Origin of the sequence: Yinghuangia sp. ASG 101 (assembly GCF_021165735.1) — a bacterium.
GTDB lineage: Bacteria > Actinomycetota > Actinomycetes > Streptomycetales > Streptomycetaceae > Yinghuangia.
The window spans coordinates 7,583,500-7,610,002 of sequence record NZ_CP088911.1 but is presented as its reverse complement, the minus strand read 5'-3'; the positions used below and the strand labels follow the sequence as shown (position 1 = coordinate 7,610,002).

The following is a 26,503-nucleotide window of genomic DNA, read 5'->3' as shown; positions in this document are numbered from 1 at the left end:
CATGAGACTTCTGGTGATCGGTGGATCGGTGTTCCTCGGACGGGCGTTCGCTCAGGAGGCGCTGCGGCGCGGCTGGGAGGTGACCACCTTCAATCGAGGCAAGACCGGTACGGATCTGGACGGCGTTGAGGTTGTGCGCGGAGATCGGGAGCGCCCCGAGGATCTGGCGCGGCTGGCCGAGGCGGGGCCGTGGGACGCGGTCGTGGACGTGTGCGGCTACGTCCCCCGCGTCGTCGGCGCCTCGGTCGAGGCCCTGGCCGCGTCCGCGTCGACGTATGTGTTCGTCTCCTCGATCAACGCCCGCCCCGGCTGGCCCGCCGAGCCCGTCGACGAGGGCTCGCCCCGTCACCGCGGGAGCGCGGACGCGGGCCCGGAGGACGGCGACTACGGACTGCTGAAGGCAGGCTGCGAGATCGCGGTCGAGCAGGGCTTCCCCGGGCGCACGCTGATCCTTGAACCCGGCCTGATCATCGGACCGCATGACCTCTCACGCCGCGTCACGTGGTGGCTGCGCCGCGCCGCTCAGGGCGGCCGGATGGCCGCTCCGGGCCGGCCCGACCGTGACATGCAGCTCATCGACGTCCGTGACATCGCGATCTTCGGCCTCGACCGGATCGAAGCCGAGGACGCCGGAACCTACCTGGTCAGCGGCACTCCCGCGAACACCACCTGGGGTGGCTTCCTGGCCGCCTGCGTCGCCGAGACGGGCGGCACGGCGCACCTGGAGTGGGTGGACGACCGTACCCTGACCGAGCACGCGATCCAGGTGTGGACCGAGCTTCCCCTGTGGGCCCCGCCGGAAGGGGAGACAGCCGCGGTCTGGAAGCCCAGCTCGGCCAAGGCCATCGGCGCCGGACTGCGCTGCCGTCCCGTCGAGGAATCCCTTCATGACACCGCGACCTGGCTGTTCGGCCCCGGCGGTCTCGACGAGGCGTTCGGCGAAAATCGCACGGGCCGGGAGGCCGCGGGCATCACACCCGAGCGCGAGCAAGCACTGTTGACCGCGGTGGACACCCGGCGGACTGGCCCCCGGCATCCGGATCCGCCGTCTGACATGGGCGACGAGTCCGCCGGACGCCGACATCCGTGACCACGTTCCGCGAGTGCGCCGGGACGATCTCCGCCTCTCGAACGCGTGGGGCCGGCGGTCGCGTTGCGGAGGCGCGAGCACGCCGGACCGACGTCCACGGGCAGCCGCGGTCGGAATCGTGTTCGGCCCGGCCGGCTCGTCACGTCGACGGCCCCCTCGTGTGCGGTGACGACGGCGTGAACGATGGCCAGTCCGAGCCCGCTGCCCCCGCCGGTGCGAGCGCCGGTAGGGTCCGCCCGGGTGAAGCGCTCGAACAGGTCGGGGAACAGGGCCTCGGGAATCCCCGGCCCGTTGTCCTCGACGGTCAACTCGACCCGTGCGGGGGGTTCTTGGCCTGATGGCGGCGGGGCCAGGGTGACCGTGACGACGGTGCCCGGCGGAGTGTGGTGGCCGGCGTTCGCGAGCAGGTTGGCGACGACTTGGCGGAGGCTGTGCGGGTCGCCCTGGATCTCGACCGGTTCCTCGGGGAGGTCGAGAAACCCGCGGTAACCGGGGATGACGGTGCGGGCGTCGTATCGACCGCGTCGAGGACGATCCGGCTGAGGCCGACGGGTTGGGCCGGCGGCCGACCGGCGTCCAGGCGGGCGAGGAGGACCGTCACCGGCACATTCTCGGGCGACACGATCAACACGCGCTATGGCCCCGTGCAGGTCGCCGTGACGCTCGCCGACGGCAGGGTGAGCGGTGTGGCCGTCGCGACGTCCGGGACGGCCGAACGCGGCATTCACACCATCGATCCGCGCACCGGCGAGGCCGTGCCGGGACCGGTGTCCGCCACGGTCACGGGACCGCGTCTCCTGTGGGCCGACGTCTACGCCAAAGCCGCGGCCGTCCTCGGCCGCGAGGCCGAGGCGTGGATCGCGGGCGTCGACGGATACGAACTCGTGTCGTGCGTCGCCGGGGACTGATCCTTGAGACGTCCCACGACGCGCGGCGAGGATTGGCTCACCGCCTGGTCATGCCCGACCCCACCCCCGTCGTCCGGTATCGGTTCGGGTCGGCGGACGACGTTTTCCCCGGCTGTCGGGGCGGGTGGCCACCCGCGACGGGACGCCTGCGACGGAAGGGTCGGCGGCAAGGCGACTCACTCCGGCTCGTCGGAGGAGGCACGAAGCCCCGTGGCGCAACCGGTTACGCTGTTCACCGGAATCGACGCGACAGCAGGCGGAGGCGGTGAAGCACCATCGTGCCGACGGCCGCGACCGCTGTCGCGGGGTCGCCGCGTGTTCGCCCGGGCACGGCCGCGGTTCGGTTGCTGCTGCTCGTGCTCCTGACGGTCGGCATCGTCGGTATGCACACCCTGGGCCACCCGGAAGACGACACCGCGACCGCAGCCACCGCGTCGGCTGTCGGCCCCGCCGCCGCGCACACCCTCCCTCACGACACCGCGGGCAACTGCCCTGCCGGGCACTGCGCGTCACCCGACGCGCTCATGTCCGACGGTGTCGGCGACCACCCGTCCGGTAGGCACGGAGCGGACTCGTCCGGACACGGTACGGACCCCGCGTCCATGTGCCTGGCCGTCTTTCTCGCCGCGCTCGGCGCGTTGCTGCTCGGCGCCGCATGGCTGACCGTTCGCCGCCGCTCCCGGGGGTCGGTGCACGCGGCGCGGGCGTGGTGGAGTCGGCTCGCGTCCGGCTTGCCGCCACCGGAGCGCCCCGACCTCTCCCGACTGCAGGTGCTGCGGATTTAGGCCGACCCCGGCCGCGGAACCCGTCACGGGTCCGCGGCGTCGCGCCTCCAAATCCGCAGCACCGGGATCCGTGCGTCCGCGACGCGGTCCCGGCCTTCCCAGGAGAGACAACGCCCATGAAGCGCCATTCGCGCCGTATTGCCCTGACCTCCGCCGCCGTGGCCGGAGCACTCGTCCTCGCCGCCTGCGCCGACGACGGCAACGGCCACGACAGGGATGACATGACCGGCACCCCCGCGGCCTCCGCGCCGACCGGTCCGGGTTCCCCGCAACCCTCGGCCGCCACGTTCAACGACGCCGACGTGATGTTCGCGCAGATGATGATCGTCCACCACGAGCAAGCCGTCGACATGGCCCGGGAGGCACCCGCGAAGGCGGTCGGCGACCAGGTCAAGCAGTTGGCCGCGCAGATCGAGGCCGCCCAGGCCCCCGAGATCGCCCGGATGCGGGGCTGGCTCACCACGTGGGGCCGACCCGCCACCGCACCCGGCGGGATGGACCACGGCGACGGCATGATGACCGACCGGGACATGGCCGGGTTCAAGGCGGCCACGGGCACCGAGTTCGACCGGATGTTCCTGACGATGATGATCGCCCACCACAACGGGGCCATCCGTATGGCCGACGACGAACTCGTCCGGGGCGTCAACCCCGAGGCCCGCAAGCTCGCCGAGCAGATCAAGACCTCGCAGGCCGCCGAGGTCCAACGGATGCGGCAACTCCTCGGCGACTCCACGAGCCCGACCCCGTCCGGCGCCGCACCGACCACGCCGGGCACGCACCACTGACATCCCGCACCGCCGACAGCCACGGCGGTAGGCCGCCTGTCGGTGTCACAGCGCGGCGGAATGGAGCCACGACATGAAGGGCGGCCTGGGCTCCGCGGTTCGCCGCGCGGGGCCCAGGCCGGTCGGACAGGAGGCGAGTCGGGTGGCGATTCGGCGGCGGTTGGAGGAGCCGCGCCACAAGGGGCGGCACAGAGCACACCGGTAAGCGACCGGGTCCTCGATTTTTCGTCGGCCGCCGGAACGGCCCCGGACGCGTTCTCAGTTGCCGGGACCGTACGGTGTGCGGATACCCCGATGAACGGCATCGGCGAATTCGCGGGCGACGTCGCCCGCGGCCATCGCCGGGTCCCTTCCCGTGTCAATGGCGGTGTGCATGCCGCGAATCAGGGCGGAGCCGACGATCACGGCGTCGGCGAAGGCGGAGACGTGCGCCGCCTGTTGCGGTGTGGATACGCCGATGCCGATGCCGACGCCTATGGGCAGGGAAGTAACCGTGCGGACGCGTGCGACAAAGGCGGAAAGGTTGGGGTCGAGCGGGCCCTGCGTACCGGTGGTGCCCATCGTGGCGGGGGCATAGACCATGCCACCCGACGCGGCGCACACTCGGGCGAGATCGTCGATGTCGCTGTGCGGCCACACCATATTGACGGTGTGCAGTCCTGCGGAGCGTGCGGCGGCGAGCCACACACCCGCACGGTCGACGGCGAGGTCGGGAAGCAGTACGGCGGAAACCCCGGCAGCCGCAAGTTCATCGGCGAACCTGACCGGGCCGAACCTCTCCACAGACGCCACACCGAGAAGACCAGGGAAGTCCTGCTCTCGCGCGAGTCTGACGATCACCCGAGCAGTCCGACAGGTCGCTGTGTGGGTGTGTCGGTCGGCGTTGGGGGGTGGTGGACTTCGCGGTGGTCTACCAGTTGGTGATGGCGGCTTCGTCGACGCCGAAGGCGCCGGGGAGGGTGACGTGGGCGGTGGGGGGTCCGCGGCGGCAACCGTGATGTCGGCCTGGGCGAACTCGACCGCGGAGTCGACCCGGGTCCTTCCGTGCACGGTCGTCGCCGACCCCAGGTCAGCGGGCCGCTTGCGGTGCCAGGCGAATGACTTGGGTGCCGGTCGTTCCGGGAAGCCACCCGTAGGCTCCGCCGCTGACTTTCAGGTCCACGGCTGTCGGGCACGCGGTCACGTCGGTGGTGGAGGTGAGTTGTCTGCCCGTGGCGGCGTCGAGTTGGGCGAACTGTCCGTTGGCTGCCACGGTGACGGTGCCGTTGCCGGCGCCGCACAGCCGTGCGTCCACACTCCAGCGCCGCGTTCCGTCGGGAATGGCCACGCCGGTCAGGGCGTCCGGGCCGGTGATCCCGCTGTCGATCACCACCGTGTCGGTCTGGGGATCCACGGCGTAGTGGTCGTTGAGCCCGTACGCGTCGTACCCGATCCTCGTGACGTGCAAGGACCGCGGATCGAGGAGGTACAGGGCCGGAGCGAGGGAGTCACCGCCCGGGTAGATGCCCTCGCCCTTGGCGTCGAAGGCGATGACGCCCCCGCCGTCGGAGCCACACGGACACCCGAGGAAGGCCTGCACCGACGTGGCCTCGACCGAGGAGTGCGGCGAGACTTCGTGGCCCTCGGTGTAGGTCGCCGTCGCCCCGGTCGCGGGGTCGGTGACGGCGAAGGACGTGGGCTCCGAGCACGGCACGGTGGTGCAGGGGTCGTGGCGCACGGCGATCCGGTCGCCCAGTGCGAGGGTGAACCCATCGGTCGCGTGGAACCCCGAGCCCGCGGAGTCGACATAGCCGTTGACTCCGGCACCGGGAACCACGACCGCGGCCCACTTGCCGTCCGCGGTCACCGTCACCGCCCTGCTCGCCCGGGCACCCGTGCCGCACAGGTGGCCGTTGTCCTCGAGCCCGCCCGTCTTGATCGCGCGGGTGACGAGGTCCGAACTCCACTGCGGTACCAGGGCCGGGCTCAACCTGGTGAGGCGCACCGTCTGTTGCGCCGGGTTGATGCCCTGTGCGGGGGCCTCGGTGGTGGTCACGGCGTAGAGCGCCGAGGACTCGCCGTCGGGGGCCGCGATGATGCCGCAGGACACGTCGAGACCGGTGAGCGGCACGTGCGAGGCCAGGACGGATCCACGCGGGTCGTACGCGGAGTAGGTGCCGTCGGCGAGTTCGGCGACGACGACCGGGCCGTCCGACCAGACCGCCTGCTCGGTTCCGTTCAGCTCGCCGATCGTGGTGACGACCGAGAACACCGCGTCGGCCGCGGGTGACACCGTTGTCGGTGCGGGACCCGGTGTTGTGTCGGTCGCTGCCGTCGTCGGTGGCGGGGACGTATCCGCGGCCGACGAGGTCGCGGCGGCCGGATCACCGGAGCCGCTGCAGCCCGCCACGGCGGAGCACAACACGGCCGCGGCGATGAGCGCCCGCGGGAGACGTCCGGCTCCGCCCGGCAAGCCCCTCCGGCCGTACGGAACCAGCCTCTGCCGAGCGGCCGTTCGTCCCCGTCGCTTCGCGTCCTGACGCACAGGCGCCCCCTCCCTCGCAACCCCGCCCACCCCGGGGGACCACGCACATCATGCTGGACCGGGAGCCCCCACCACGTCCGAATGCGCGATCTGCCCGCATCGACACTGCCGCGATCGGCATCACGGCGTTGATCGCGGACACCTCATACCCCCGGCGTGGCTCTCGCACAGGCCCGGAACGGTCGGTCGGCGCCCGGGATACCGGACCGTACCTCTAGGGTGGCGGTCGGGTTCGGTGTGTCCACACAGGGAGGTGGGACCACGCGATGTCGGCTTCGGGTGTCGACGGGCAGGACGATTTCGGGGGCGAGGCCCGGCACGATCAGGTCGCGTTGGACAACTTCGAGCACGCGAGCCTGGCAGCGCTGGAACGTGGGGAGGCACCACCGCCGCAGCGTGAGTCGCACGAATTCCGCGCCTGGGCCGACGAGTACCAGTACAACAAGAACGCGGCGAAAGCCCTCGAACTGGGTGATCCCATCCCTCCTCGCCCGGGGACCTCCGAATACTTCGGTTGGGCGCTCGAACGCAGCCGTGAAGCGGCGGTCGTGGAACGCATCTTCGTCGGCGACGACATGGAGCCGACCGCCGGAACTCCCGAGCACGAGGCATGGAACGCACGCCAGGTCCACGACCGGGAGGCCGTGCGGCGTATGGAGACCGGTGAGAACCCGCTCCCCGCCACTCGGGAGGAACGCCTCGACGACCGCGTGGATCGGGCGCACAACAAGGCGATCTTCGACGCCATCACCGAAGGGCGGGAAGGTCCGCCCCTCGACGGCAAATCGCCCGAGGCCCACGAGTGGTACCGGAAGCGGAACGAAGCGCTGCTGGCGAAGATCGACGACGCGTTCCGCAATGATCCGCCGGAACCGGAGGCCTCGTCGTCTCCCACCGCAGCTCCCCACGAAGGCATCGCGAACCAGACGGGCCACCCCACCGCGCGGACCGAACGCGCATCCGCCCCACAACAGGAGGCGGGTAATCCGCCTTCGGCGGCGAAGGCGACGGGCCCCGACGCAGCGGCCACGGGGCAGGCGGGCCCCGCACCGACACGCCCGCCTGCCCAGCAGGTCAACGCGGCGGTCGACAAGCCCGTAGGCAGGGCGGCCGAGGCGGGACTCAGCCCGCCCGCGGTGACCAAACCGAGCGCGACGCCCCAGCGACAATCCCCGCATGCGGTCAACACCGGGACGGTCAAAGCTGCCCCGTCGGTCAGTCCGTACAAGGCCGCTCACGGACTGCAGCTTTCTCGCGACAAGAAGCTGTAGAGGCCGGCGCCGGCACTCCATCGTCGGGCGCTCATCGCCGTGCGTCACGCGGATGTGGTGACGGCCTCATGCGCGGCGACAGGCATGAATCGCTGTTCCTGGCCGGGTAGTTCAGGACGTCAGGACGCGGCGGTTCCACGCGGCCCGCTGTGCTCCCCCGCACTCGCCGTGAGTCCGCGGTCAGGCCGCCGTTCGCCTCGTGCCCGGCACCTACGGTGGGTGGGGTGGTGTGGCCCGACCCGGTGTCAGGCCGCGTTCGGCGTGTATGCGGAAGAGGCGCGCACACCTTGGGCGTTCGCCGATCCGGGCAGCGAGGGCGAGTTCGCGATCCGGTCATCCGGCCGTGTCGAGGACGAGGATCGCGATCGCGCGGGCGGCCAGGGCCGGGTGGGCGTCGGGGCGGGTGACGGCGTGTGCGAGCACGCCGTCGACCAGGACGAGGATCTGATCCGCGCCCAGGTCGGGGGCGGGGTGGCCGAGGCGGGTCAACTCGTCGGCGAACAGCGCGTGCAGGCCGTCCTTGTAGCGCCGGACCTCGCCGTGTGCGGGGTGTGCGGAATCGGTGAGCGCCAGATCCGCCGAGGTGTAGCGGCAGCCGCGGAACGACGGTTGGGTGGTGATCCGCTCCAACTCGTCGAAGACCGCGAGCACGCGGTCGCGCGGGTCGTCGCCGGCGGCGTCCATCACCGCGCGGTAGCGGCTCTCCTTCGCGGCGAGGCGCAGGACTTCCGCGACCAGGCCGTCCTTGCCGCCGAAGTGCTGGTAGAGCGAGCGGCGCGCGACATCGGCCTTCTTGAGGATCGCGTCGACGCCGACGTGCACGCCTTCCTGGTACGTCAGCTCGCGGGCGGCGTCGAGGAGGCGTTCGCGGGGACCGGGGCGCGTCGTGCTCATGGTCGAAGTCTCGCACGCGGTTGACAGGTAGATCAATCGGTCTATCTAATCTGCGTATACCGATCGTTCTACTTCCAGGAGCGGCCATGCCTCGTGCGGGCACCTTGCCCCTCGTGCTGACCGGGGTCTTCGTCACCATCCTCGATTTCTTCATCGTCAACGTCGCGATACCGTCCACGCAACAAGACCTGAACGCCGGACCCACCGCGATCGAGTGGGTCGTCGCCGGATACGGGCTGGCGTACGGTTCCGGCCTGATCCTCGGCAGCCGACTCGGCGACATCCACGGCCGCCGCCGGATGTTCATGCTCGGTCTGGCGCTGTTCACGGTGGCCTCGGTGGCCTGCGGCGTCGCCCCCGACGCGCGCACGCTGGTGGCCGCCCGGATCGCGCAGGGCATGGCGGCGGCGCTGCTCGCGCCCCAGGTCCTGGCGATCATCCGGACCGCCTATACCGGGGCCGCCCAGGCGAGGGCGGTCGGAGCGTACGCGCTGACCATGGGCCTGGCCGCGGTGTTCGGGCAACTCATCGGCGGCGTGCTGATCCAGGCCGACCTGTTCGGCATGGGCTGGCGCGCGTGCTTCCTCATCAACGTGCCGATCGGTGTCGTCGTCCTGGCCACCGCCCGGCGCGTTCTGCCGGAAAGCCGCGCTGACGCGGCGACACGCCTCGACCTCGTCGGGACGGCGCTGATCATGTCGGCGCTGCTGGCGACCCTGCTGCCGTTGATCGAGGGGCGCGAGCAGGGGTGGCCGCTGTGGACGTGGTTCTCGTTCGCCGCCACGCCCGTGTTGCTCGCCGCGTACGCCGCCCGGCGCCACGCGTCACCGGTCGTCGACACGGCTCTGTTCCGCGAACGCGCTTTCACGGTCGGGCTGTTCGCGAACCTGGTCTTCACCATGGGGATGGCCGCCTACTTCCTGGTGTTCGCGCTCTACATGCAGCAGGCCCGCGACCTTGACGCCCTTCAGGCCGGCCTGATCTTCACCCCCCTCGGCGTCGGCTACCTCGCGGCGTCGCAGGCGGCACCGCGCCTGGCCGCACGCCACGGGCGCCAGGTCATCGGCGCCGGAGCCGCCCTCCGGGTCGTCGCGCTCACCGGGCTCTTCGTCGCGGTCGGGGCGGACGCGGCTCTCGGGTGGATGGTCCCCCTGCTGCTCGCGGACGGGTTCGGCATGGGTCTCGCCCTCGCCCCGATCATGGGCACGGTGCTCGCCGGCGTGTCGCCCCGCCACGCGGGGTCGGCCGCCGGAGTCCTGACGACCGCTCAACAAGTCGGCGGCGCGCTGGGGGTCGGCATTGTCGGAGTCGTGTTCTACGGCGCGGCCGACGACATTCCCCGGGCCTTTCAGCACAGCCTGATCTACCTCGTCGCGGTCACCGCCGTGCTGGGCGCGCTCGTACAACTGCTGCCAAGCCCGCGCAAAGGCACCCCGATCACGGAGCCAACTCCCGCGGCACCGACGCCGACCGTTGCCGCCGGGGCAGCCGCGCGTTCTGGTCGGCCGGCGAGCACCACGCGTCAGGGCGGGGACTCGTGACCGGGACAGACGCGGAGAAGGAACTCCGCGACGGAACCGGCCACGGGATTGTCGTCTCGGAGCGAGACGACGCGCGGCGCCGATGATGCCCTGCACCCACCGTACGCGTGTCCCTGTCACGCGTACCGGCGTGCGTAGTCCACCGCGATGCCGCTCCGAGCCGAGTGGGACGGCGGCGGCGGGGAGTTCACAGGGCGGGCCTCAGCCGGGCAGCCCCCAGAACGTCGCCCGCAGGCCGACCTCCGCGAAGTAGGCGCCGGCGGCGGCGGGGTGGCGGCGGGTGTAGCCCGGTTCCAGGCGCCCGGCGTACCAGCCTTCGGCGAGGCGCCACAGGGTGCCCAGGCCCATGGTGTGGCCGTGCTCCCGGCCTGTCTCCCGCAATGAGGTGTCGACGCATGTGGTGGAGCAGAACAGGCGCTGGTGACCGCAAGTGTGCACGACATCGTCCCAGGCCCGGGTCCCATGGGGGTGAGGAAGTGGGCCACCTGGTCGCCCTTCGGGGGGCGTCTCGCCCGACCACCCAGGCATGGGGAGTGTCACAGGCCGGGCAGCGGGTGGCGACCAGGAGGTCAGGCTCGTCCGTGAGCAGGTGCGGCATGGCGAACGCGTCCCAGGCACAGCCACCCCACCACAGCGTGTGCGCGCCCATGACGGTGGCCGCCGAGGCCGGCTTCGCCGGCCAGGCCCATCTCACCCGAGGGTTCACCCGAACCCATGGCGTCACCCCAGCCGCCTATCGGACGGCTGTGCGGTCGAGTCAGTGCTGATCGACCGTCTCCGCCTGGCTCTCCGCGTCCGGCTCGCCGGTGCTGAGATCCGGGAACGAGTGGTGCTCGTGTGCGACGACCCAGCGGCCGGCGTCCTTGCGCAGGCCGAGTGTCAGCCGCAGGCGGAAGCCGGGCCGGGCGGCGAGTTCCTGCGGCGTGCCGCAGCGCAACAGCGCGTAGGCGAAGGCGACGTCCTCGCCCGCGGTGACGTCCAGTTCCTCGAGGGCGAAGACCGCGCCTTGGGCCTGCCACCGGAAGAACGGTGGCCAGACCTCCCGGTAGGCGGCCATGCCGCGTACGCCTTCGTAGGGCGGCGGAACGTCGAACATCACGATGTCGTCGGTGTGATCGGCCACGACCGTGACAAGGTCTCCACGGTGCACCGCCCGTGCCCAGCGCTCGATCAAGGCACGGATCTGATCGGTGTCGTCGGACATGAACGTCTCCCCTTTCGCTGTCAGTTGCCGCCACGCGCGGATGGGCCCACCGGTGCGGTTGACTCGACGTATTGACCGGAGCGGGACCGGAAACTCATCGCGCGCCCACCCTCGGGGAAACCTGTCGAAGACCCATGACACCAGCAGGAGGTCGGTCATGACCACCGGAACACAGGGCGACGAGCGGCTCGTTGCCAGACTCGGCGAGCTGTTGGGCCCACGCCACCCGGTCGCCGCGGCGGCCATCGTCACGCCCGAGGGCACGCGCGTGGCGTGCCGCGGCGCCGACCTCGACGCCGACTTCGAGATCGGCTCGATCGCCAAGGCCGTCACCGGGCTGCTGTACGCCGATGCCCTCACCCGCGGCGAGATCGACGCCGACACGAGCCTCGGCGACCTGCTGCCCCTGGGCGACGTCCCCGCCGCACACGTGACCCTGCGTTCCCTGACCACACACCGATCCGGCCTGCCCCGACTCCCCAAGTCCGCGCGACCATGGCGGCGCACCATCGCCCTGTGGCGACACGGAACCAACCCCTACGGCGAAGACCTCGAACAGCTCCTCGACCAAGCCCGAGGTGTTCCGCTGGACAAGCCGGAGCCCCGCTACTCCAACCTCGGATTCGAACTTCTCGGACACGCCCTCGCGCACGCCGCCGCGACGACCTACCCCGACCTCGTCCGACAGCGCATCGCCTCCCCGCTGGGACTTGACTGCTTCTACGTGCCGGCGACACCAGACGAACTCCGCCCCGGGGCACTCAGCGGCCGAAGCCGCCGAGGACGACCGCGGCAACCCTGGACCGGCGAAGCGCTCGGCCCGGCAGGCGGCATCCGGGCCTCGATCACCAGCATGGCCCGCTTCACCGCGGCGGTACTCGACGGCGCCGCACCCGGCATCGCCGCACTCGATCCGGTCGCCCCGCTCGACGCCGAGGCCCACATCGGCGCCGCGTGGATCACGATCCAGGCGCATGGCCGACCCATCACCTTGCACAACGGCGGCACCGGCGGCTTCCGTTCCTGGCTCGGACTCGACCGACACAACGGCACCGGCGTCACCCTCCTCTCCGCCACCGCCGAACCCGTCGACCCCCACGGGTTCACACTCCTGGCCGAACACAGCCGCGACACCAGCCGATAACACGGTCAGGCGCTCTGCCCACCGACAGCGGGCACATGAGGACATCGCGCACGACGTCGGCTGACCTGCGCTTGCGTACTGAGGCGGCGCGGCCGGGTCCGGACCAACCGCGTGACTCGGTGGCGCGGTGAGTTGTGGCTTCCGCCGCTCGCCGTTCGCCCGTCGCGCCGCGTGAGCGGTCCGGCGCGCAGCGAGGGAGGCCGCGTACCGCATGTCGGGTAATGTGAGGCGGAATGCGGCTGTGCCGAACCCTCGGACAACTTGCCCACCAGGACTCGGAATGAGCAAAGCACACCAACAGAAGGCGTCTTCGCGGGTCCGCAAGGCATTCGAGCGGCATGTGCTGCCCGCGATGGTGGGGCCGTCACGCGGCCACCCCCGGCTCTTGGTGTTCAACGGGACACAGGGCTCCCGGAAAACGACGTTGTCCCGGTGGCTGGCCACCCGGTTGGGAATGCAGCGCCCGTTCCTTCTGGAGGGCGACGACCTGTTCGCCGCCCTGCCCGGCTTCAAGGAGTTCGCCCGGAAACACGGCGGTGTGCGCGCTCAGGAGGAGTTCCTGGGCGACTACCTGGACCTGCGGAAACTCACCAACGACACGGCCCGCGCCAATCGGCGGGACATCGCCATGGTGGGGGTCTTCACCGAGGCGGACTTCGTGGCGAAGGAGGTACGGCCGTTCGCCGCCGACGGCTACCGAACCGACCTTGCCACAAGCGTCGTGCCGCCCGCATTTTCGCTTGCCCACATGGTCGTTCGCGACGCACAGCAGGCCCATTCCGGTGAGACCCGCTTGCCCTTGTCGGGGCCGGATGTCCAACGCGGCTTCCACGAGGGCATGGTGGAGGTCATCCGGGCTCAAGGCCGAGACAACCTTTTCCAAGGCATCCACCTGGTCACCGCACAAGGGGCCATCATCTCCACCGAACGCCGCCACGATGGCCGGTGGGCACCGACCGCACCGGGGTCGATGGCCGACCGTGCCGACGAACTACGCGGCGCGCCATGGACCTTGGAGACGACTGTCGACCACGGAAGGCTCATGGAGAAGGGAAGGCAGACCCTCGCCGACGCACCCGTACGGGACCGAGGCGTACGCCGCGACCTCCTCAGGGCCGCGGGCCAGGACGCGGCAGCCAGACCTGGTTCTTCGAGCGACACAGGATTGAGCACCGTGATCGAGACGGTCGCCCGCGCCACCGGGGCCGTCGCGCCTGCAGCCGCGCCCGACCGGGGGAACGGCAGCGCCGTCCCGCGCACGGCCCAGGAATCCGCCACGGGTCAAGCCGTCCCCGCAACATTCCGCAGGCCTCGCGCACCCAAGCAACACCCCGGCCTCACACGGCGCTTCGGCCACGCGCGGTAGCGCTTCCGAGGTGGGCCAAAGGGACATCTGATGGACAACAGCTCACACAATGAACCGCATGAAGACCCGCGCTCAGATCACCCACCACACCACGGCCGGCACGGCACCGACGCGTTGTTTGCGGTCTCGTCCGCGACGGTCGTGCTGCTGAACGGTATTCGGCCCACGAGTTCGCGATCTACGTCGCCGACGCAAGGGCGCTCTCACCCGGCGGCAACACCGGTCTCCGACCCTTTGCCCCTAGGATTGTCGGCGTGTCAGCCCCTGAAGACCTTCGCCCCCAAGCAGTACTCATCACCGGCGCTGCGGGGATGATCGGCTCCGCTACCGCGCACGAGTTCGAGCAGCGTGGCTGGACCGTGGTCGGCCTGGACAAGAGCCCCGAAGCGAAGTGGCCCGGCAGTGTGGTGCCGTACATCGTCGACGTCACCGACGAACGGGCCGTGACGCAGGCGCTCGACGACGCTTCCAAGCAGTACCGCTTGATGCACTTGGTGGGCATCGCGGGCGGCGCGCTCCCTGGTGACGATGACGACGCCTCGGGGAAGGAACTGCCCACACCCGACGTTTTTCGGTCGAGTGTCGAGCTCAATCTCACCGCGCAGTACCTCGTCCTGTATGCGCTCGCTCCGCTGCTGCGCGCCGGGAGCGGGAATCGGTCGGTCACCTTCTGCTCTTCGATCAATGCCCTCTCGGCGTGGGCCCGCCCCTCCTACTCCGCCGCCAAGGCCGGACTGCTCGGACTCACGGGAATCCTGGCCGATACGTTCGGCGCCGACGGAGTACGAGTGAACTGCGTCGCGCCCGGCAGCGTCGGCCGTCCGAAGGGGCCGGTGGGCCGTTCATCCGATCCCGACCTGGTCGCGGAGCTCACGGCGTCGATTCCACTCGGCCAGGCCGCGAGCCCGGAGGACGTCGCCCGCTGCTTCGCCGCGCTGGCACTCGATCTGACCCACATCAACGGCCAGACAATCGTGGTCGACGGTGGCCAGGAGGTCCGCCGACGGCGCCGGTAGTTTCCAACGACTCCACGGGGGATGCGTGGCAACAAATCAAGGCCCGCCGCAACCGCACCAACAACCGGCTCAGGGTGGCCCGACAGCAGTACCGCCCGCCCGCGCTGTGCAAGATCGCTTCGTCGAGCGCGTGCGTCGTGTCCGCACCGAGCTTGTGGACGACGCCGCCGCACCGCTCGACCCGCGCGTCCACCATGGTTGGTGGGTCTTGATCGATGTGGCCGCCCGCCGTGCCGAGCTGGAGGCTCACGTCATCCGCAACTCGGGCACTGTCGTCGAGCTCGTGCGGCGCGGTGAAGGCGAGCTCGCGGAACCGCGGTTACGCCTCATCGCGTTTTACCTGATCTGGCAGGTATTCCGCCGCAACGGCTTGGTCGGCGAGCAGTACGCGCTCCTTGAGGCGGTCGAACAGCGCACCGCGACGCAGCATGCTCTCGAAGCGTGCGGAGGTGAGACATTACGCGGTGCGTTCCTGGCTCTTCTTCGGGCCAACGAAATCCACACTTCCCGCGAGGACTTGGAAGCCGCGTACGCCGATGCCTCAGCCATGGCCCGGCTGTTCCCAAACCTTGTGGGCTTCACACGCCTTCGTCGCAGTGTCGGACTGGCCCTGCTGAGCCATGAGTCGGTTCACGGCGACGCGGAAGGCGGCGCGGTCCAACGCGTCATGCATGACGTGCGGGCCGACTTCCTTGCCGAACGCGACGCCGACCCGCGTTGGATGACGCCTCAACTGCGCGCTGAAGCGCTCAGCGCGGAGGCCCAGTTCCATTGCCTGCCTATGTGCGCGGACTACGCTCAGGCCGTACAACTCGTCACCGAGGCCAAGCGCGTGGACCGCAAAACCGATGGCGAAAACGCGGCGGCTTTTCACGCCCGTCTCGTCCGATACGACCAGCAGTTGCTTCTCATCGGATCGCTGCGGCAAGTCGGCATGGTGCGGGATGAACTCGAATCACGGCTCGATCGCCACGCTGCTGACGTCGAGTCGCGCATGACCACCGCGCTTGAAGCAGCGCGGCGCGACTCGGTGCAGATTCTCGGCCTCCTCGCCGCAGTGATCGCCCTCATCACCGCTTTCGCGGGCAACAGCGCCGGTTCGACGCTGGGTGCTTCCCTGCTGTCCGTCCTGGCCACCAGCGGCGTTGTCGTCATGGCCTTGTCCGCCTTCGCGGTGCTCTTCCAGACACGCCGGTCCTCCCATCGCTGGATGGCTTTCGGACTGGGAGCCGCACTCATCGCCGCAGCTTTCGCGGTCTTCCTTTGGGCGCCCTCAGCCGATCGCTTCGGCGATAGTCACGACGAACGCGCGCCGATTTCCGAGACCCATTCGGAATCGCCGACCGCGGGCAACGGCTGACACGTGCATTCCCGACACGCAATGACCATGCCTTGTCTGCTGCACCGCTGCGGTGCAGACAACAGACGAAGCTCAGGGCTTTGCCGCGAACCGTACAAAATACTCGGTCTTCACAGCCCACCGCGAGGTTCGGTTGACTCACGCCCTCGGAGTCCCGTACGTGGATGGCTTGTTCGGTGAGCACGGGCTCCGCGCTGCCGTCGCCCCCCCGTCCCCGAAGATCGACTTGAATCACCCACGTCCCGTCGTTCCACTGCTCACACCCCTACCGATGGTCGCTCCAGCAGGCGCGTCGTGTCCGGCGCGGCGGGGGTTCGTGGATGTCACTGCTCGGCGGAGCGCGCTTGATCGCCGTGCGCGGGATGAGGGATGGGTGCGCGACAGTGGGCGCGGCTTTCGTCTTGAGCACTGGGAGTGCGACCAAGAGCGCATCGATGGCTTCGACTACGACATCGACGCGGTCCTCATCGGATCCGCTGACGCCGCCAACGAGTCTGAGCTGATTGCGGTGCTTGACGCGTGGGGCGTGCGGGCCGCCGTCTTCGCGTCTATCGCTGGGAGAGCGACGATCCGCGGTAGACGAACGTCGGAGGCGGGCGTGGCCGGGTGGGCTTGATCCGCTTTGACGGACACCCTGATGTTGCCCCTGTTTGACGGGCACGAATGTTGAGAGATGTATGGTTCGGCGATCTTCCGAAGGAGATCGTTGATCGTGCCCAAGCCCTATCCGCCGGAGTTCCGGCGGCGTGCCCTGGACCTGCTGGCGTCGGGACGATCGGTCCGGGACGTGGCGGCGTCACTGTCCATCGCCGAGTCCTGCCTGCACCGATGGAAAAGGCAGGACCTGATCGATCGGGGCCTGAAGACCTTGGGTCCCGCCGCGGTGGAGTCGGCTGCCCTGGCCGAGGCCCGGTCGCGGATCGCCGAACTGGAGAACGAGGTCAAGATCCTGCGGAAGGCCGCGGCGGCGGTCGAGCAGGTGGTGCCCCCAAAAGCCCGGTTCGCACTGGTGGCCGAACTGGCCGTTGAGGGCGTCCCAGTCAAGCAGGCGTGTCTCGCGCTCGGGGTGTCCCGGTCGGGTTTCTACGACGCCCGCATGCGTCCGCCCTCGGCCCGCGCCATCCGTCATGCGTGGCTGACCGACCAGATCACGGCCATCCATCAGGCATCACGACAGACCTACGGATCACCCCGGGTGCGTGCCGAACTCGTCCACGGCCACGGCGTGGTCGTCTCACGCAGAACAGTGGCGGAGCTGATGCGCCGAGCGGGCCTGGCCGGACTGCCTTTGCGGCGGCGGGCCAAGAGGGTCCCCGCGGCGAGAACGGTGACCGACCTGGTCAAACGCAACTTCCATCGCGACGGACCGAATCAGCTGTGGGTCACCGACATCACCGAACACCCCACCCGTGAGGGGAAGCTCTACTGCCGCGTGGTCCTGGACACCTACTCCCGCAAAGTGGTCGGCTGGGCAATCGACTCCCGGCAAAGAGCCGACCTGGCAACCTCCGCGCTCGGTATGGCAATCGATTCCCGCGGCGCCGCCGGCCTGGTCCCGGACGGGATAATCCACGCCGACCACGGCACTCAGTTCACCTCGTGGACCTTCACCGAACGCGCACGCCGAGCCGGACTGCTGCCCTCCCTGGGCACCATCGGCGATCCCTACGACAACGCCGTGGCCGAGTCGTTCCGGGCCCGCATGCAGACCGAACTCCTCGACCGGCAGCGCTGGCGGACCCGCCTCGAACTCGCCAACGCGATCTTCGAATACATCGAAGGGTTCTACAACCAGCGCCGACGACATTCGACCCTGGACTACATGACCCCGGTACAGTTCGAAGCCGTCACCCACTCGCCGAAACTGATCTCCTCACCCCCGAGTCCGTGAAACCGGGGCAACATCACAGTGTCCGTCAAAGCGGAGCAAGCTCACGGGTGCGTGGGGTTGTTCCGGCATGCCGGATGGGTGGGGGTTGTGGTGGGCTTCCTGGGTTGGGCCGGTCGGGGCGCTTGCCGAGCGGGCGATGGGGGTGCGGGGTGTGGGGTGTGGGTGTCTTGGTGAGCGCGGGCCGGGGGCGCGACTGTTGTGGTGCCTGGTGCAGCTCTGGTGTCGAGCGACCGGCGATCTCGTGCATGGGTGTGATGGTTTCGGTCGTTCCAAGCCCGATCCTCGGACGCTCCGGAGAGGACGAGGTGGCTGCCGCGACGCTTTTTCGAGGGTGTTGGTGTGGGTTTTCGCGCCTCGTGGTCACGTCGTCTTCTCGGCAAGATCGGCGAGGAACTGCGGTACGCGGCCTGCGCCGAAGTCGTAGTACCGCGCCCACTGCGGCCGGACCGCGATGCGTGCCGTCCGGTCGTACAGGGCCCGGCAGTTCCGCTCGAACTCGGCCGCGTACTCGGGGTCGAAGTTCTTTCGGGCGGCGGCGAGGTATTCGGGAACCACCCCGTCGACGATCGTCAGCTGCGCGACGCCGCGGATCGACAGGGTTTTGGCCGATTCGGGGCTGTCGCCGGCGTCGATGGTCAGAGCCACCTCGGGACGGACGGACAGTGCCGTGACCTTGGGCGCGGTGGCGGCGGTGGACATGACGATCTCGTCGCCGGTCCAGTAGATCCCGATCGGGATGACGCGCGGCAGTCCGTCGAGTCCGTTGTAGGCGAGGCGCGCCATGGGCGCCCGCTCCAACAGGTCGTGTGCGTCGGTCAGTTCCCGGGTGATTTGCTCGCGGTCCATGATTGTCGTCCTCCGTTGTCGCCTGGGTGTTCGTGGCCCTCCTGTCTCTGGGACGGAACCGGCGGCACGTTCTCGACATGCGCGCCGCGTTGTGGGTCCGCCGGTCTCCCGCCGTCGTGGTCCGGGTGGAATCGAGACGGCGTTCGTGCTGAACGCCGCCGCCCCGGCGGGAGGGCGCCGGGGTCGGGACCGTTACCGTTTCCGGACGGTGTAGGTCAGGTGGGTCACCCTCGGGGAGGGCTCCGCGCGGATCTGCTCCAGGGCCACGCGGGCGGCGTCCACGCCCTCGAACAGGCGGATTCCGGAACCGAACAGCACGGGTGAGAGCGCGATCGAGAACTCGTCGATCAGGCCGGCGTTCACGTACTCCAGGATCGTCGCGCCGCCGCCCGCGACGCGGACGTCCCGGTCGCCGGCGGCCTCGCGGGCCTGGTCGAGGGCGGACTCGATGCCGTCGTTGACGAAGTGGAAGGTGGTCCCGCCCGGCCGTTCCCACGGATCACGCTTGGTGTGCGTCACGACGAAGACCGGCGTGTGGAAGGGCGCCTCCTCCGGCCACATCTGCTCGCCGGCGTCGAACATGCGCTTGCCCATGACGCTCGCGCCGGTGCGCTCGAACGTCTGCCGCGCGATGTCGTTGTCGCGCCCTTCCTCGCCGCCCTTCCCGAGATTCAGGTTCTCCCGGAAGAACCGCAGCGGGAAGACCCACCGCTGCAGTTCCATCCACTGCTGCCCCATCAAGTCCTCGGAGGACTCGGGGGCGATGAATCCGTCGAGCGACATCGACACACTGAAGAACACTTTCCCGGCCATCAGTCCTCCGCTCCCTTCCGAACGATCTCGGCGACGTATGCGGCCAGGTTGCCCAGGGTCTGCTCGCCGCCCTCGATCGCGTGGTACTTCTCGACCGCCTCGTCGCGTTGTTCCTTGGTGGGGAACACCGTGTGCATCCGGATCCGGGTCGCGGTGCCGTCGGGCTCGAACGTCAGGATCGACGTGAAGGCGTTCGGGTCGTCGCGGGTCTCACCGTGGAGCATCGCGATCCGTTCCGGCGGGGCGAGCTCGGTCCAGGTGATCCACTCCTGGTAGTCCGTCCCGTCCGGTCCGTGCATCACGAAGTCCCAGTCTCCGCCGACGCGGAACTCGAACGACCGCGTGGTGGTGGTGAACCCTTCCGGGCCCCACCACCGCGACAGGTGTCGGACGTCGGTGAACGCCTCGAACACCAGCTCGCGTGGGGCGTCGATGATCCGGGAGATGACAACCTCGCGGTCTGGCGTTCCATGTTCTGTCGTGCTCATCAGTTACTCCGCTTTCCCTGTCTGTTTCAGGTCCTGCACGTAGGCGTCCAACCGGTCGAAGCTCGCGTTCCAGAACTGCTCGAAGCCGCCGGTCCACTCGTGGACGGGCCGCAGCCCGCCCGCGTCAAGGCCGTACAGGCGCTGTTTGCCCGCTTTGCGGTCGCGCACCAGCCCGACCTCCCGGAGCACCCGCAGGTGTTTGGACGCCCCCGGCTGGGTCATCCCCAGCTCCTGCGCCAACTCGGTCACCGACCGCTCACCCGCCCGCAGCAGCACCAGGATCTCCCGGCGCCGCGGCTCGGCGATCGCGTTGAAGACGTCCGACGTCGTCGCTGCTCGTGCCATGGGACGATCATATTCCGATATCGGCATGCGTCAACCGCGACCCTCGCCGCGAGTGGGAGCGGGCTGGGTTGTCGATGCCGCAGCGCCGGAGGTCGGACGGGGTGCGCGCGGTGCGGCACTGCCCAGACCGGAGGTGCCGCACCGCCCGGTGAGAGCGCCGGAACCGGGCCGACGTGGAAGGTCGGCGGTTGCGTGCCGGGACCGGGCCGCCGCCGAGCGCGCCGCGCGCATGCGCCGCGAAACCGCAGGGAAGGTCGGCGGTTCCGTGGCTGGTGCGCGCTACCGCCGAACGCGGCGAGCGGCGAGCGGCGAGCGGCGTGGAACGGTGGTGGGAGGGGTTACGCCATGGCTTCTCCCACCGCCGCGTTCATGTCCGTCGCATGGCATCAGCCGTATGTGACCGGCTTGGGGGCGAAGCCGATCACGGCGTGGACACCCCGCTCCCCCCGAACTGCCGTGACGACCACGGTGACCGCCGCGTCGGCCTCGCCCCTCCCCTCCTCGCGACCGGGGCCGCACCGGCTCCGAATACCACACCATCACCGACGCGGCCACTACCGTCGCCGACCTGACCGGGCCGCCCGAGCGCTTCCACGCGAAGGCCGACGCCGTAATCAAGTACTGCCGGCACAGTTCGAACGCGCTCGACCACCGGATTCCGGGCGTCGAGTACACGGTCAACGGCCAGGCCCGTCACATCGACCCGAGTTCGTCGGACTTCTCCTACCGCCTGAGCCGCGTCCATGGCGCGGGACCACGAGCGCTACAACCGATACCGGGAGACCACGCAACTGCTGCGCGGCCCCGAGTGGCTGAGCGGTGACGAGGTCGTCGACGCCGTCACGGCGAACTGGGACGAATTGGGTCGGGCCGTCGACCCGCGCTGACCTCCGACCGGAGAATCCCCGCCAACCCGGGGCATCGACACGGATGTTCGGCACATGGAGCCCCGCACCGCGATCACCCGGCAATTCCTCATCGGTGGACCGTGGTGTTGAATCTCCCACGTACCACAGCTCCGCGGTGCGGGCGGCGAACGGTCGCGGGTGCCGGCGGGGTTGGTGCCACAACGGCCGGTGTCCTCCTGGGGTCGACGCGCCGGCCGCGGGCGTCGGTGGCCGCGATGGGGGCCTCCGTGTCGAGGTGGGGGTGATGGGTTGACGGGAGTGGGCACGACGGCCGCGGCGGTGAGTGCTTCGTCGGCGGTGCCAGTGGCTGGGGTGGCCGCCTCGGGCCGTGCCGCGGCGGGGTCGTCCTCGACGCCACACCCCGGTGACTCCGCCGGGCATGCCAGGCTTCCTGGGTGAGCGGCGACCCGGACGCCTACGAGGTCGACGTGCCGCTGCTGCTGGGCACCGGCACCAGCAACGCGACCTGGACCATTCCGGGAACCGGCGAGGTCCAGCGCTGGGCGACCGGGCCCATCAACGCCCTGGACCTGCGGGTGATCAACGACACCGACGCCCGCGCCGCCCTGAGGGACGCCGATCCCGGCGCGTACACCTCGGCGCCCACCCCGGCCGGGGAGCCGCTGGCCCCCCTGGCGGGCCTGCCGCGCCTGGAGCCCCACGAGACGGATCCGGCCTCCAGCGAGGCGGCGTTCGACTGGCACGTCGGCTACCTGATCGACGAACTCGCGTACGTCAGCCACCACAGCGAGGCCGCCGCACACTCCCTGATGCCGAAAGCGCGGCGCTCCCTCCGGATCCTCACCTCGCTCCCGGAAGCCGAAGTGCCGCTGCGCTGCGCTCCGGACGCGAGCGATTCGGCCCTGGTGCGCTCGTTCACCGTCCGCGTCGCCGAGGTCGTGACACCGGTCATCGGCGAGGCGCTGGCCCGCCGCTTCCGGCTGCCCACGCCGCAACAGCTGCACCGCGGACTGCCGCCGGCTCGCGAGGACCGCAGCGATCTCGTCGTGGCGCACGGGGACCCGACCGTCGGCAACTTCATGTGGTCCTTCGGCGAGGCCGTCCTGACCGACTGGGAACTCGCGCGCCCCACGGGCAAGGTCTCCGCCGCCGCGCACACGCTGGCCGCCCTCGTCACACGGGCCCCGTATCCGCTGCGCTCCGAGCGGATAGAGCAGTTCGTCGACGGGAACGCCGGTGCGCGGAGGGCGGTGAACTCCGGCCTGTACGGCGATTACCACGCGTGGGAGGTCGCACGGGCCCCGTACGTCGACGTGCTGCGCGGGCTGCGCGGCGATGTCGACCCCGCGCTCGTACACCGGAACGTCGCGCGGTTCCTCGGCGACAACGCCCCGTCACCCCGACAGGTCAAGGCACTGCTGCGTGCCCACGCCGACGACGACTTCCCCATACCCGCGCTGCCACCGGCAGCCGCCGAACACCTGGCCGAGCGTCCGCCGGGGCTCGTGCACCCGGACGAGCAGTACCTCGGGGTATCGGTGCTGCGGGACGAGGTCGTCAACGCCGCCGAGGCGGCGATACCCCCCGACCTGTACCGGCAGCACCACGACTTCCTCGCCATGGTCGCCGAAACCCTGCCCGCCGCTCGCGGGTCCGTCATCAAGGTCGGCGAGCGCCTGCGCGAGGCCGACATGACCGAGGTGTCCGCACAAGTGCACCCGGATCGCATGACCTACCGATTCACCAAGCCACAACACCCCGGACAGACAGGCCAACACCCCGGAGCCCGCCAGCCCCCCGCCCACGCCCTGCGCAAGAACCTCGCCAAAGGCGACTGACACCCACCCCCAACCATGCCCGCGAACCCACCCGACCCCGACCGTGGAGGCGACCTCGGCATCGGCCGCACCCACGTCGGTTCGCGGCGGCGTCCACACGACGTCGGGTCGCGGTGGGGCGGTTGTCGGTCTTATCGGGGGGTCGGGTGGTCGGGGAGGGTGGTGGTGATGCCGTCGAGGAGGCGGTGCATGCCGTAGGTGAAGACCTGGTCGGCGGGCATGTGGAGGTAGGTGGGACCGGTGGTGCGCAGGGCGGTGTACTGGTTCGGGGGGAGGGTCGCGAGGAGTTCGGGGTAGCCGTCGGCGCGGGTGGCTCCGTGGGGTCCGCGGCCGGTGGTGCTGCGTTCGATGTCGGTGAGGCCGGCCACGAACTGGATGCTGGTGGTGGCGGCGTGGGCGGCCTGGGTGGTGTCCAGGCCGGCGTCGAGGAAGACGGCGAGTGCGGCGTCGGTCAGGCGCAGGGCGTTGGGGCCGTAGCCGGAGCCGTCGCGTCCGGCGCGCGGGGGGAGGGGTTGGGCGAGGAGGACGCGGCGCAGCTCGCGCATGAGGGCTTCGGCGTCGGCGCGCCAGCCGCGACCGGTACGGGTGATCCGGATGTCGCCGAGGATGTGGTCGGCGAGCAGGGCGACGAGTTCGTCGCGGCCGGCGATGTGCCGGTACAGCGAGGCGCTGCGGGTGCCGAGGCGGTCCGCGACGGCGCGCAGGGTCAGGGTCTCGGGGCCGTCCGTACGCAGGACGTCCATGGCGGCGTCGACGATGCGTGCGGTGGACAGTCCACCGGCGCGGGGGCGGCGGACGCGGGTGCAGGCCAGGCGTTCGGCCCACCACCGGGCCGAACCGGGCTCGGCGGCGGGGGCGGCGTCCTGGGAGTGGGGGCGGAGCCCGTCCTGGGAGCCGGCGTGTGGTTGCTGGTGCACCTCGCCCATTCAACACCACCTTGACATTATGCGATCAGCGCTCCCATAGTGTGCGTGAAAGGCGAGCAGCGTTAGCAAAAGGCGGGGCGTACGGCCCGTTTCCCGGTGGGCGTTTCGCGTGGTCCCCGGGTACGGCACCCAGGGCGGCCCGCCGAGGACGGCTCGTTCGCGGTCCCGGGCAGGCCCCGGACCCACTTCCGGACAGCGGAGAGGCGAGGACGATGAGCACGCAGCGCAAGGGCAGGGCCATCGCGATGAGCGACGAGGAGCGGGACGCGTTCCTGCGCGAGGCGCCGGTCGTGCGGGTCGCGACGGTCGGTGCGGGCGGGAGTCCGCACCTCAGCGCCCTCTGGTTCGTCTGGGACGGGACCGCGCTGTGGCTCAACTCGCTGACGCGCAGCCAGCGGTGGACCGACATCACCCGCGATCAGCGGGTCAGCCTGATCGTCGACGACGGCGGCAGCGACTTCCTGAGCCTGCGCGGCATCGAGCTCCAGGGCACCGCCGAAACCGTGGGCGAGATCCCCCGTACCGGCGAACCCGTCGACGAACTCACCGCCCCCGAACAGCTCTTCGCGGACAAGTACTCCCCCGGCCGCGCGTTCCAGTACGACGGCCGCCACGGCTGGCTCCGCATCACCCCGGACAAGATCGTCAGCTGGGACTTCAGCAAACTCCGCCGCTGACTCCGCTCGGCACGGCCGGTCGGACGCACCCGAACAACGTTCCACCAGCCCCCGCGCGACGGGCGGTCCGCCGACTCCACCATGCCGCCCTCAGCCCGGGGCGACCGGGCACACGTCGAGGAGAGTCACAGCACCGCGATGACATGATCCTGATCAGCGTGGACGACCACGTCATCGAACCGCCGGACATGTTCGTCGACCGCCTCCCCCGGAAGTACCGGACGACGCCCCGCGGCTGATCCACCGTGAGCACGGCACGGACGTCTGGCGGTTCCGCGACACCATGATCACGAACTCCGCGCTAAACGCCGTCGCGCGGCGTCCCAAGGGCCTACGCCGGGGAGACACGCGGACGCCCCGAGTGGGTCCGCACACTGCTGTTCCGGCAGCCGTCGAACAACGGAGGACAGGACATTGGAACGCCGTCGCCTCGGCAGCAGCGGCCTGGAGGTCTCGAAACTCGCGCTCGGGGCAATGACGTTCGGCTCGGGCATGCCGCCGATCACGACCGTCGACGAACACCACGCCCGCGCCCTCGTGGACCGGGCACTCGACGCCGGGGTCAACCTGATCGACACCGCCGACGTCTACGCGTCCGGACAGTCGGAGGAGATCCTCGGCGCCTGCGTCCGGAACCGGCGCGACGACGTCCTGATCGCCACCAAGGTCGGGTTCGGGAACACGTCACCCGGTGCGCTGGCGTACGACGCCGTCGTCGCGTCGTGTGAGGCCAGCCTCCGCCGCCTCGGCACCGACCGCATCGATCTCTACCAGCTCCACCGGCCGGACCGCACGACGCCGATCGAGGAGACACTCCGGGCACTCGACGACCTCGTGGCACGCGGACTGGTCCGCGCTGTCGGCGTCAGCAACTTCCGGGCCTGGGAGACCGCCGCGGCGGTCGCCCACCAACAGGCCCTGAACCGCACGCCGTTCACCGCCGCGCAGATCTACCACTCGCTCGTCGGGCGCGAGGCGGAACACGAGATCATCCCGCAGTGCCGGGCCCACGACCTCGGCGTCGTGGTGTGGAGCCCCTTGGCCGGCGGCTACCTGACCGGGCGCTACCGCGACGGTTCGGGCGAGGGGCGACGGGCCGCCCACACGTTCCCTCCCGTCGCCCCCGACGTCGGGACGCGCGCCCTCGACACCGCAGCACGCATCGCCGCCGACCGCGGTGTGTCCACGGCACGCGTCGCACTCGCCTGGACGACCGCCCAACCCGGCGTCACCTCGGTCATCGTCGGCGCCAGCACGCTGCGCCAGCTCGACGACAACCTCGCCGCCGCCACCTTGGACCTCACCCCCGACGAACTCGCCGCACTCGACGCGGCCACCGCGCTCCCGCCCGTCTATCCCGCGTGGTGGGACACCGCGATGGGCATCCCGGGCCCGAACGACGCCCCCACCCACGTGACGTCACCACCTTCTCCCGCGCCATGAGGACACCTGTCCGCTTTTGACGCGGCCGTCGCCCGCGCACGGAGGAGCAGGAAGTCGAGTTGCTCACGCCGGCGTGGTTCACGGACCACGCCGATCCGGAGCGCGGGTGGCACTGGGCCGCCCAGGGCGCCCGGCTGCGTCGCCCGGTCAACTGGGCCATGAACGCCGAACTTGACGGGGAAGGACGCGGGGACCCGGTGGATGCGCATCTCGCCGAGTTGCGCGCGTGCCTGCCCGAGCGAACAGAGCTTCTCGGTGGGGTCGAAGATCCTCGTCCTGTGGCGGCACTGGAATCGCTCGCGCTGCGGCTCGATCTCCGCCTGGCGCGGATCGAGGACGCGGGGCACGAGCCCTGGCTGGAGCGGCCCGACGCCGTGCGTACGCATCTTCGGCGCTTCATACACGGTGCGGTGGGCGCATAAGCTCAGTCTCTTCGGAGCTTGCCGGACGAGCACAGCGGACGATCACAAGAGGCG

The 26,503-nt window shown here is 70.3% G+C and carries 27 protein-coding genes and 1 pseudogene; 17 read left to right on the top strand and 11 right to left on the bottom strand.

From position 1 onward, the window contains the following. The first annotated feature begins 1 nt into the window (after nucleotide 1). Complete coding sequence (locus LO772_RS32585) at nucleotides 2-1,090, top strand: NAD-dependent epimerase/dehydratase family protein (RefSeq protein WP_231775626.1); 1,089 nt, start codon at nucleotides 2-4, stop codon at nucleotides 1,088-1,090. Nucleotides 1,091-1,245: 155 nt separating this feature from the next. On the opposite strand, the pseudogene LO772_RS32580 reads toward LO772_RS32585, so the two are convergent. After that, nucleotides 1,246-1,818: pseudogene (locus tag LO772_RS32580) on the bottom strand (sensor histidine kinase); the annotation flags it as partial. Here LO772_RS32580 and LO772_RS32575 point away from each other — a divergent pair. The 3 genes from LO772_RS32575 (at nucleotide 1,735) to LO772_RS32565 (ending at nucleotide 3,571) form a co-directional block, all read left to right on the top strand. Next, nucleotides 1,735-1,998 carry an FAD:protein FMN transferase gene (locus LO772_RS32575; RefSeq protein ID WP_331717293.1) on the top strand — a complete coding sequence of 88 codons (264 nt, stop codon included), beginning with the start codon at nucleotides 1,735-1,737 and terminating at the stop codon, nucleotides 1,996-1,998. The pseudogene LO772_RS32580 and the gene LO772_RS32575 overlap by 84 nt on opposite strands. A 278-nt stretch (nucleotides 1,999-2,276) precedes the next feature. Next, nucleotides 2,277-2,783: a DUF6153 family protein gene (locus tag LO772_RS32570; RefSeq protein ID WP_231775625.1), complete on the top strand. Its 507-nt coding sequence runs from the start codon at nucleotides 2,277-2,279 to the stop codon at nucleotides 2,781-2,783. Between the two features lie 116 nt (nucleotides 2,784-2,899). Next, nucleotides 2,900-3,571 (top strand): DUF305 domain-containing protein, encoded by a 672-nt coding sequence (locus LO772_RS32565; protein WP_231775624.1) that lies wholly within the window; start codon nucleotides 2,900-2,902, stop codon nucleotides 3,569-3,571. Nucleotides 3,572-3,829: 258 nt separating this feature from the next. On the opposite strand, the gene LO772_RS32560 is transcribed toward LO772_RS32565, so the two are convergent. Beyond that, a complete protein-coding gene (locus LO772_RS32560; RefSeq protein ID WP_231775623.1) occupies nucleotides 3,830-4,411 on the bottom strand; it encodes a tryptophan synthase subunit alpha in 582 nt (193 codons plus the stop codon). Between the two features lie 229 nt (nucleotides 4,412-4,640). Continuing rightward, nucleotides 4,641-5,843 (bottom strand): hypothetical protein, encoded by a 1,203-nt coding sequence (locus LO772_RS32555; RefSeq protein WP_231775622.1) that lies wholly within the window; start codon nucleotides 5,841-5,843, stop codon nucleotides 4,641-4,643. A gap of 518 nt (nucleotides 5,844-6,361) precedes the next feature. On the opposite strand from LO772_RS32555, the gene LO772_RS32550 reads away from it, so the two are divergent. Beyond that, on the top strand, nucleotides 6,362-7,366 hold the full coding sequence (locus LO772_RS32550; protein ID WP_231775621.1) for a hypothetical protein: 1,005 nt from the start codon (nucleotides 6,362-6,364) through the stop codon (nucleotides 7,364-7,366). Nucleotides 7,367-7,699: 333 nt separating this feature from the next. Here LO772_RS32550 and LO772_RS32545 read toward each other — a convergent pair whose 3' ends face one another. Further along, nucleotides 7,700-8,260 (bottom strand): TetR/AcrR family transcriptional regulator, encoded by a 561-nt coding sequence (locus LO772_RS32545; RefSeq protein WP_231775620.1) that lies wholly within the window; start codon nucleotides 8,258-8,260, stop codon nucleotides 7,700-7,702. An 86-nt stretch (nucleotides 8,261-8,346) separates the two neighbouring features. On the opposite strand from LO772_RS32545, the gene LO772_RS32540 reads away from it, so the two are divergent. Further along, on the top strand, nucleotides 8,347-9,801 hold the full coding sequence (locus LO772_RS32540; RefSeq protein ID WP_231775619.1) for an MFS transporter: 1,455 nt from the start codon (nucleotides 8,347-8,349) through the stop codon (nucleotides 9,799-9,801). 201 nt (nucleotides 9,802-10,002) lie between these two features. On the opposite strand, the gene LO772_RS32535 is transcribed toward LO772_RS32540, so the two are convergent. Then, entirely contained in the window at nucleotides 10,003-10,239 is a 237-nt protein-coding gene (locus LO772_RS32535; RefSeq protein WP_231779842.1) for a hypothetical protein, read from the bottom strand. Between the two features lie 319 nt (nucleotides 10,240-10,558). Beyond that, nucleotides 10,559-11,005 carry a nuclear transport factor 2 family protein gene (locus LO772_RS32520; RefSeq protein ID WP_231775618.1) on the bottom strand — a complete coding sequence of 149 codons (447 nt, stop codon included), beginning with the start codon at nucleotides 11,003-11,005 and terminating at the stop codon, nucleotides 10,559-10,561. A 157-nt stretch (nucleotides 11,006-11,162) separates the two neighbouring features. On the opposite strand from LO772_RS32520, the gene LO772_RS32515 reads away from it, so the two are divergent. The 6 genes from LO772_RS32515 to LO772_RS32490 all read left to right on the top strand — a co-directional run bounded on the left by LO772_RS32515 (nucleotide 11,163) and on the right by LO772_RS32490 (nucleotide 17,782). Continuing rightward, nucleotides 11,163-12,149 carry a serine hydrolase domain-containing protein gene (locus LO772_RS32515; protein WP_231775617.1) on the top strand — a complete coding sequence of 329 codons (987 nt, stop codon included), beginning with the start codon at nucleotides 11,163-11,165 and terminating at the stop codon, nucleotides 12,147-12,149. 280 nt (nucleotides 12,150-12,429) lie between these two features. Continuing rightward, a complete protein-coding gene (locus LO772_RS32510) occupies nucleotides 12,430-13,515 on the top strand; it encodes a zeta toxin family protein (RefSeq protein WP_231775616.1) in 1,086 nt (361 codons plus the stop codon). 254 nt (nucleotides 13,516-13,769) lie between these two features. Further along, nucleotides 13,770-14,531 (top strand): SDR family NAD(P)-dependent oxidoreductase, encoded by a 762-nt coding sequence (locus LO772_RS32505; protein ID WP_231775615.1) that lies wholly within the window; start codon nucleotides 13,770-13,772, stop codon nucleotides 14,529-14,531. Nucleotides 14,532-14,637: 106 nt separating this feature from the next. Further along, nucleotides 14,638-15,891 (top strand): hypothetical protein, encoded by a 1,254-nt coding sequence (locus LO772_RS32500; RefSeq protein ID WP_231775614.1) that lies wholly within the window; start codon nucleotides 14,638-14,640, stop codon nucleotides 15,889-15,891. 373 nt (nucleotides 15,892-16,264) lie between these two features. Then, nucleotides 16,265-16,507: a hypothetical protein gene (locus LO772_RS32495; RefSeq protein ID WP_231775613.1), complete on the top strand. Its 243-nt coding sequence runs from the start codon at nucleotides 16,265-16,267 to the stop codon at nucleotides 16,505-16,507. Nucleotides 16,508-16,603: 96 nt separating this feature from the next. Continuing rightward, on the top strand, nucleotides 16,604-17,782 hold the full coding sequence (locus tag LO772_RS32490; RefSeq protein ID WP_231775612.1) for an IS3 family transposase: 1,179 nt from the start codon (nucleotides 16,604-16,606) through the stop codon (nucleotides 17,780-17,782). A gap of 360 nt (nucleotides 17,783-18,142) precedes the next feature. Here the strand turns inward: LO772_RS32490 and LO772_RS32485 are convergent, their stop codons facing one another. The 4 genes from LO772_RS32485 to LO772_RS32470 form a co-directional block, all read right to left on the bottom strand. After that, on the bottom strand, nucleotides 18,143-18,628 hold the full coding sequence (locus tag LO772_RS32485) for a pyridoxamine 5'-phosphate oxidase family protein (RefSeq protein ID WP_231775611.1): 486 nt from the start codon (nucleotides 18,626-18,628) through the stop codon (nucleotides 18,143-18,145). A gap of 192 nt (nucleotides 18,629-18,820) precedes the next feature. Continuing rightward, nucleotides 18,821-19,441 (bottom strand): dihydrofolate reductase family protein, encoded by a 621-nt coding sequence (locus LO772_RS32480; RefSeq protein WP_231775610.1) that lies wholly within the window; start codon nucleotides 19,439-19,441, stop codon nucleotides 18,821-18,823. Beyond that, a complete protein-coding gene (locus tag LO772_RS32475) occupies nucleotides 19,441-19,929 on the bottom strand; it encodes an SRPBCC family protein (RefSeq protein WP_231775609.1) in 489 nt (162 codons plus the stop codon). The genes LO772_RS32480 and LO772_RS32475 overlap by 1 nt, the downstream gene beginning before the upstream one ends. A gap of 3 nt (nucleotides 19,930-19,932) precedes the next feature. Then, on the bottom strand, nucleotides 19,933-20,274 hold the full coding sequence (locus LO772_RS32470; protein ID WP_231775608.1) for an ArsR/SmtB family transcription factor: 342 nt from the start codon (nucleotides 20,272-20,274) through the stop codon (nucleotides 19,933-19,935). 743 nt (nucleotides 20,275-21,017) lie between these two features. Here LO772_RS32470 and LO772_RS32465 point away from each other — a divergent pair. Next, the gene (locus LO772_RS32465; protein WP_231775607.1) at nucleotides 21,018-21,161 is read left to right on the top strand and encodes a hypothetical protein; all 144 of its coding nucleotides are present in this window, start codon (nucleotides 21,018-21,020) and stop codon (nucleotides 21,159-21,161) included. A gap of 416 nt (nucleotides 21,162-21,577) precedes the next feature. Continuing rightward, nucleotides 21,578-22,981, top strand: a complete 1,404-nt coding sequence (locus LO772_RS32460) for a hypothetical protein (protein WP_231775606.1) — start codon at nucleotides 21,578-21,580, stop codon at nucleotides 22,979-22,981. Between the two features lie 131 nt (nucleotides 22,982-23,112). Here LO772_RS32460 and LO772_RS32455 read toward each other — a convergent pair whose 3' ends face one another. Then, the gene (locus LO772_RS32455; protein WP_231775605.1) at nucleotides 23,113-23,907 is read right to left on the bottom strand and encodes a TetR/AcrR family transcriptional regulator; all 795 of its coding nucleotides are present in this window, start codon (nucleotides 23,905-23,907) and stop codon (nucleotides 23,113-23,115) included. A 212-nt stretch (nucleotides 23,908-24,119) separates the two neighbouring features. On the opposite strand from LO772_RS32455, the gene LO772_RS32450 reads away from it, so the two are divergent. The 3 genes from LO772_RS32450 to LO772_RS32440 all read left to right on the top strand — a co-directional run bounded on the left by LO772_RS32450 (nucleotide 24,120) and on the right by LO772_RS32440 (nucleotide 26,449). After that, nucleotides 24,120-24,584 (top strand): pyridoxamine 5'-phosphate oxidase family protein, encoded by a 465-nt coding sequence (locus tag LO772_RS32450; protein WP_231775604.1) that lies wholly within the window; start codon nucleotides 24,120-24,122, stop codon nucleotides 24,582-24,584. A gap of 414 nt (nucleotides 24,585-24,998) precedes the next feature. Then, a complete protein-coding gene (locus tag LO772_RS32445) occupies nucleotides 24,999-26,027 on the top strand; it encodes an aldo/keto reductase (protein WP_231775603.1) in 1,029 nt (342 codons plus the stop codon). A gap of 59 nt (nucleotides 26,028-26,086) precedes the next feature. Beyond that, complete coding sequence (locus LO772_RS32440) at nucleotides 26,087-26,449, top strand: hypothetical protein (protein ID WP_231775602.1); 363 nt, start codon at nucleotides 26,087-26,089, stop codon at nucleotides 26,447-26,449. Nucleotides 26,450-26,503 lie beyond the last annotated feature (54 nt).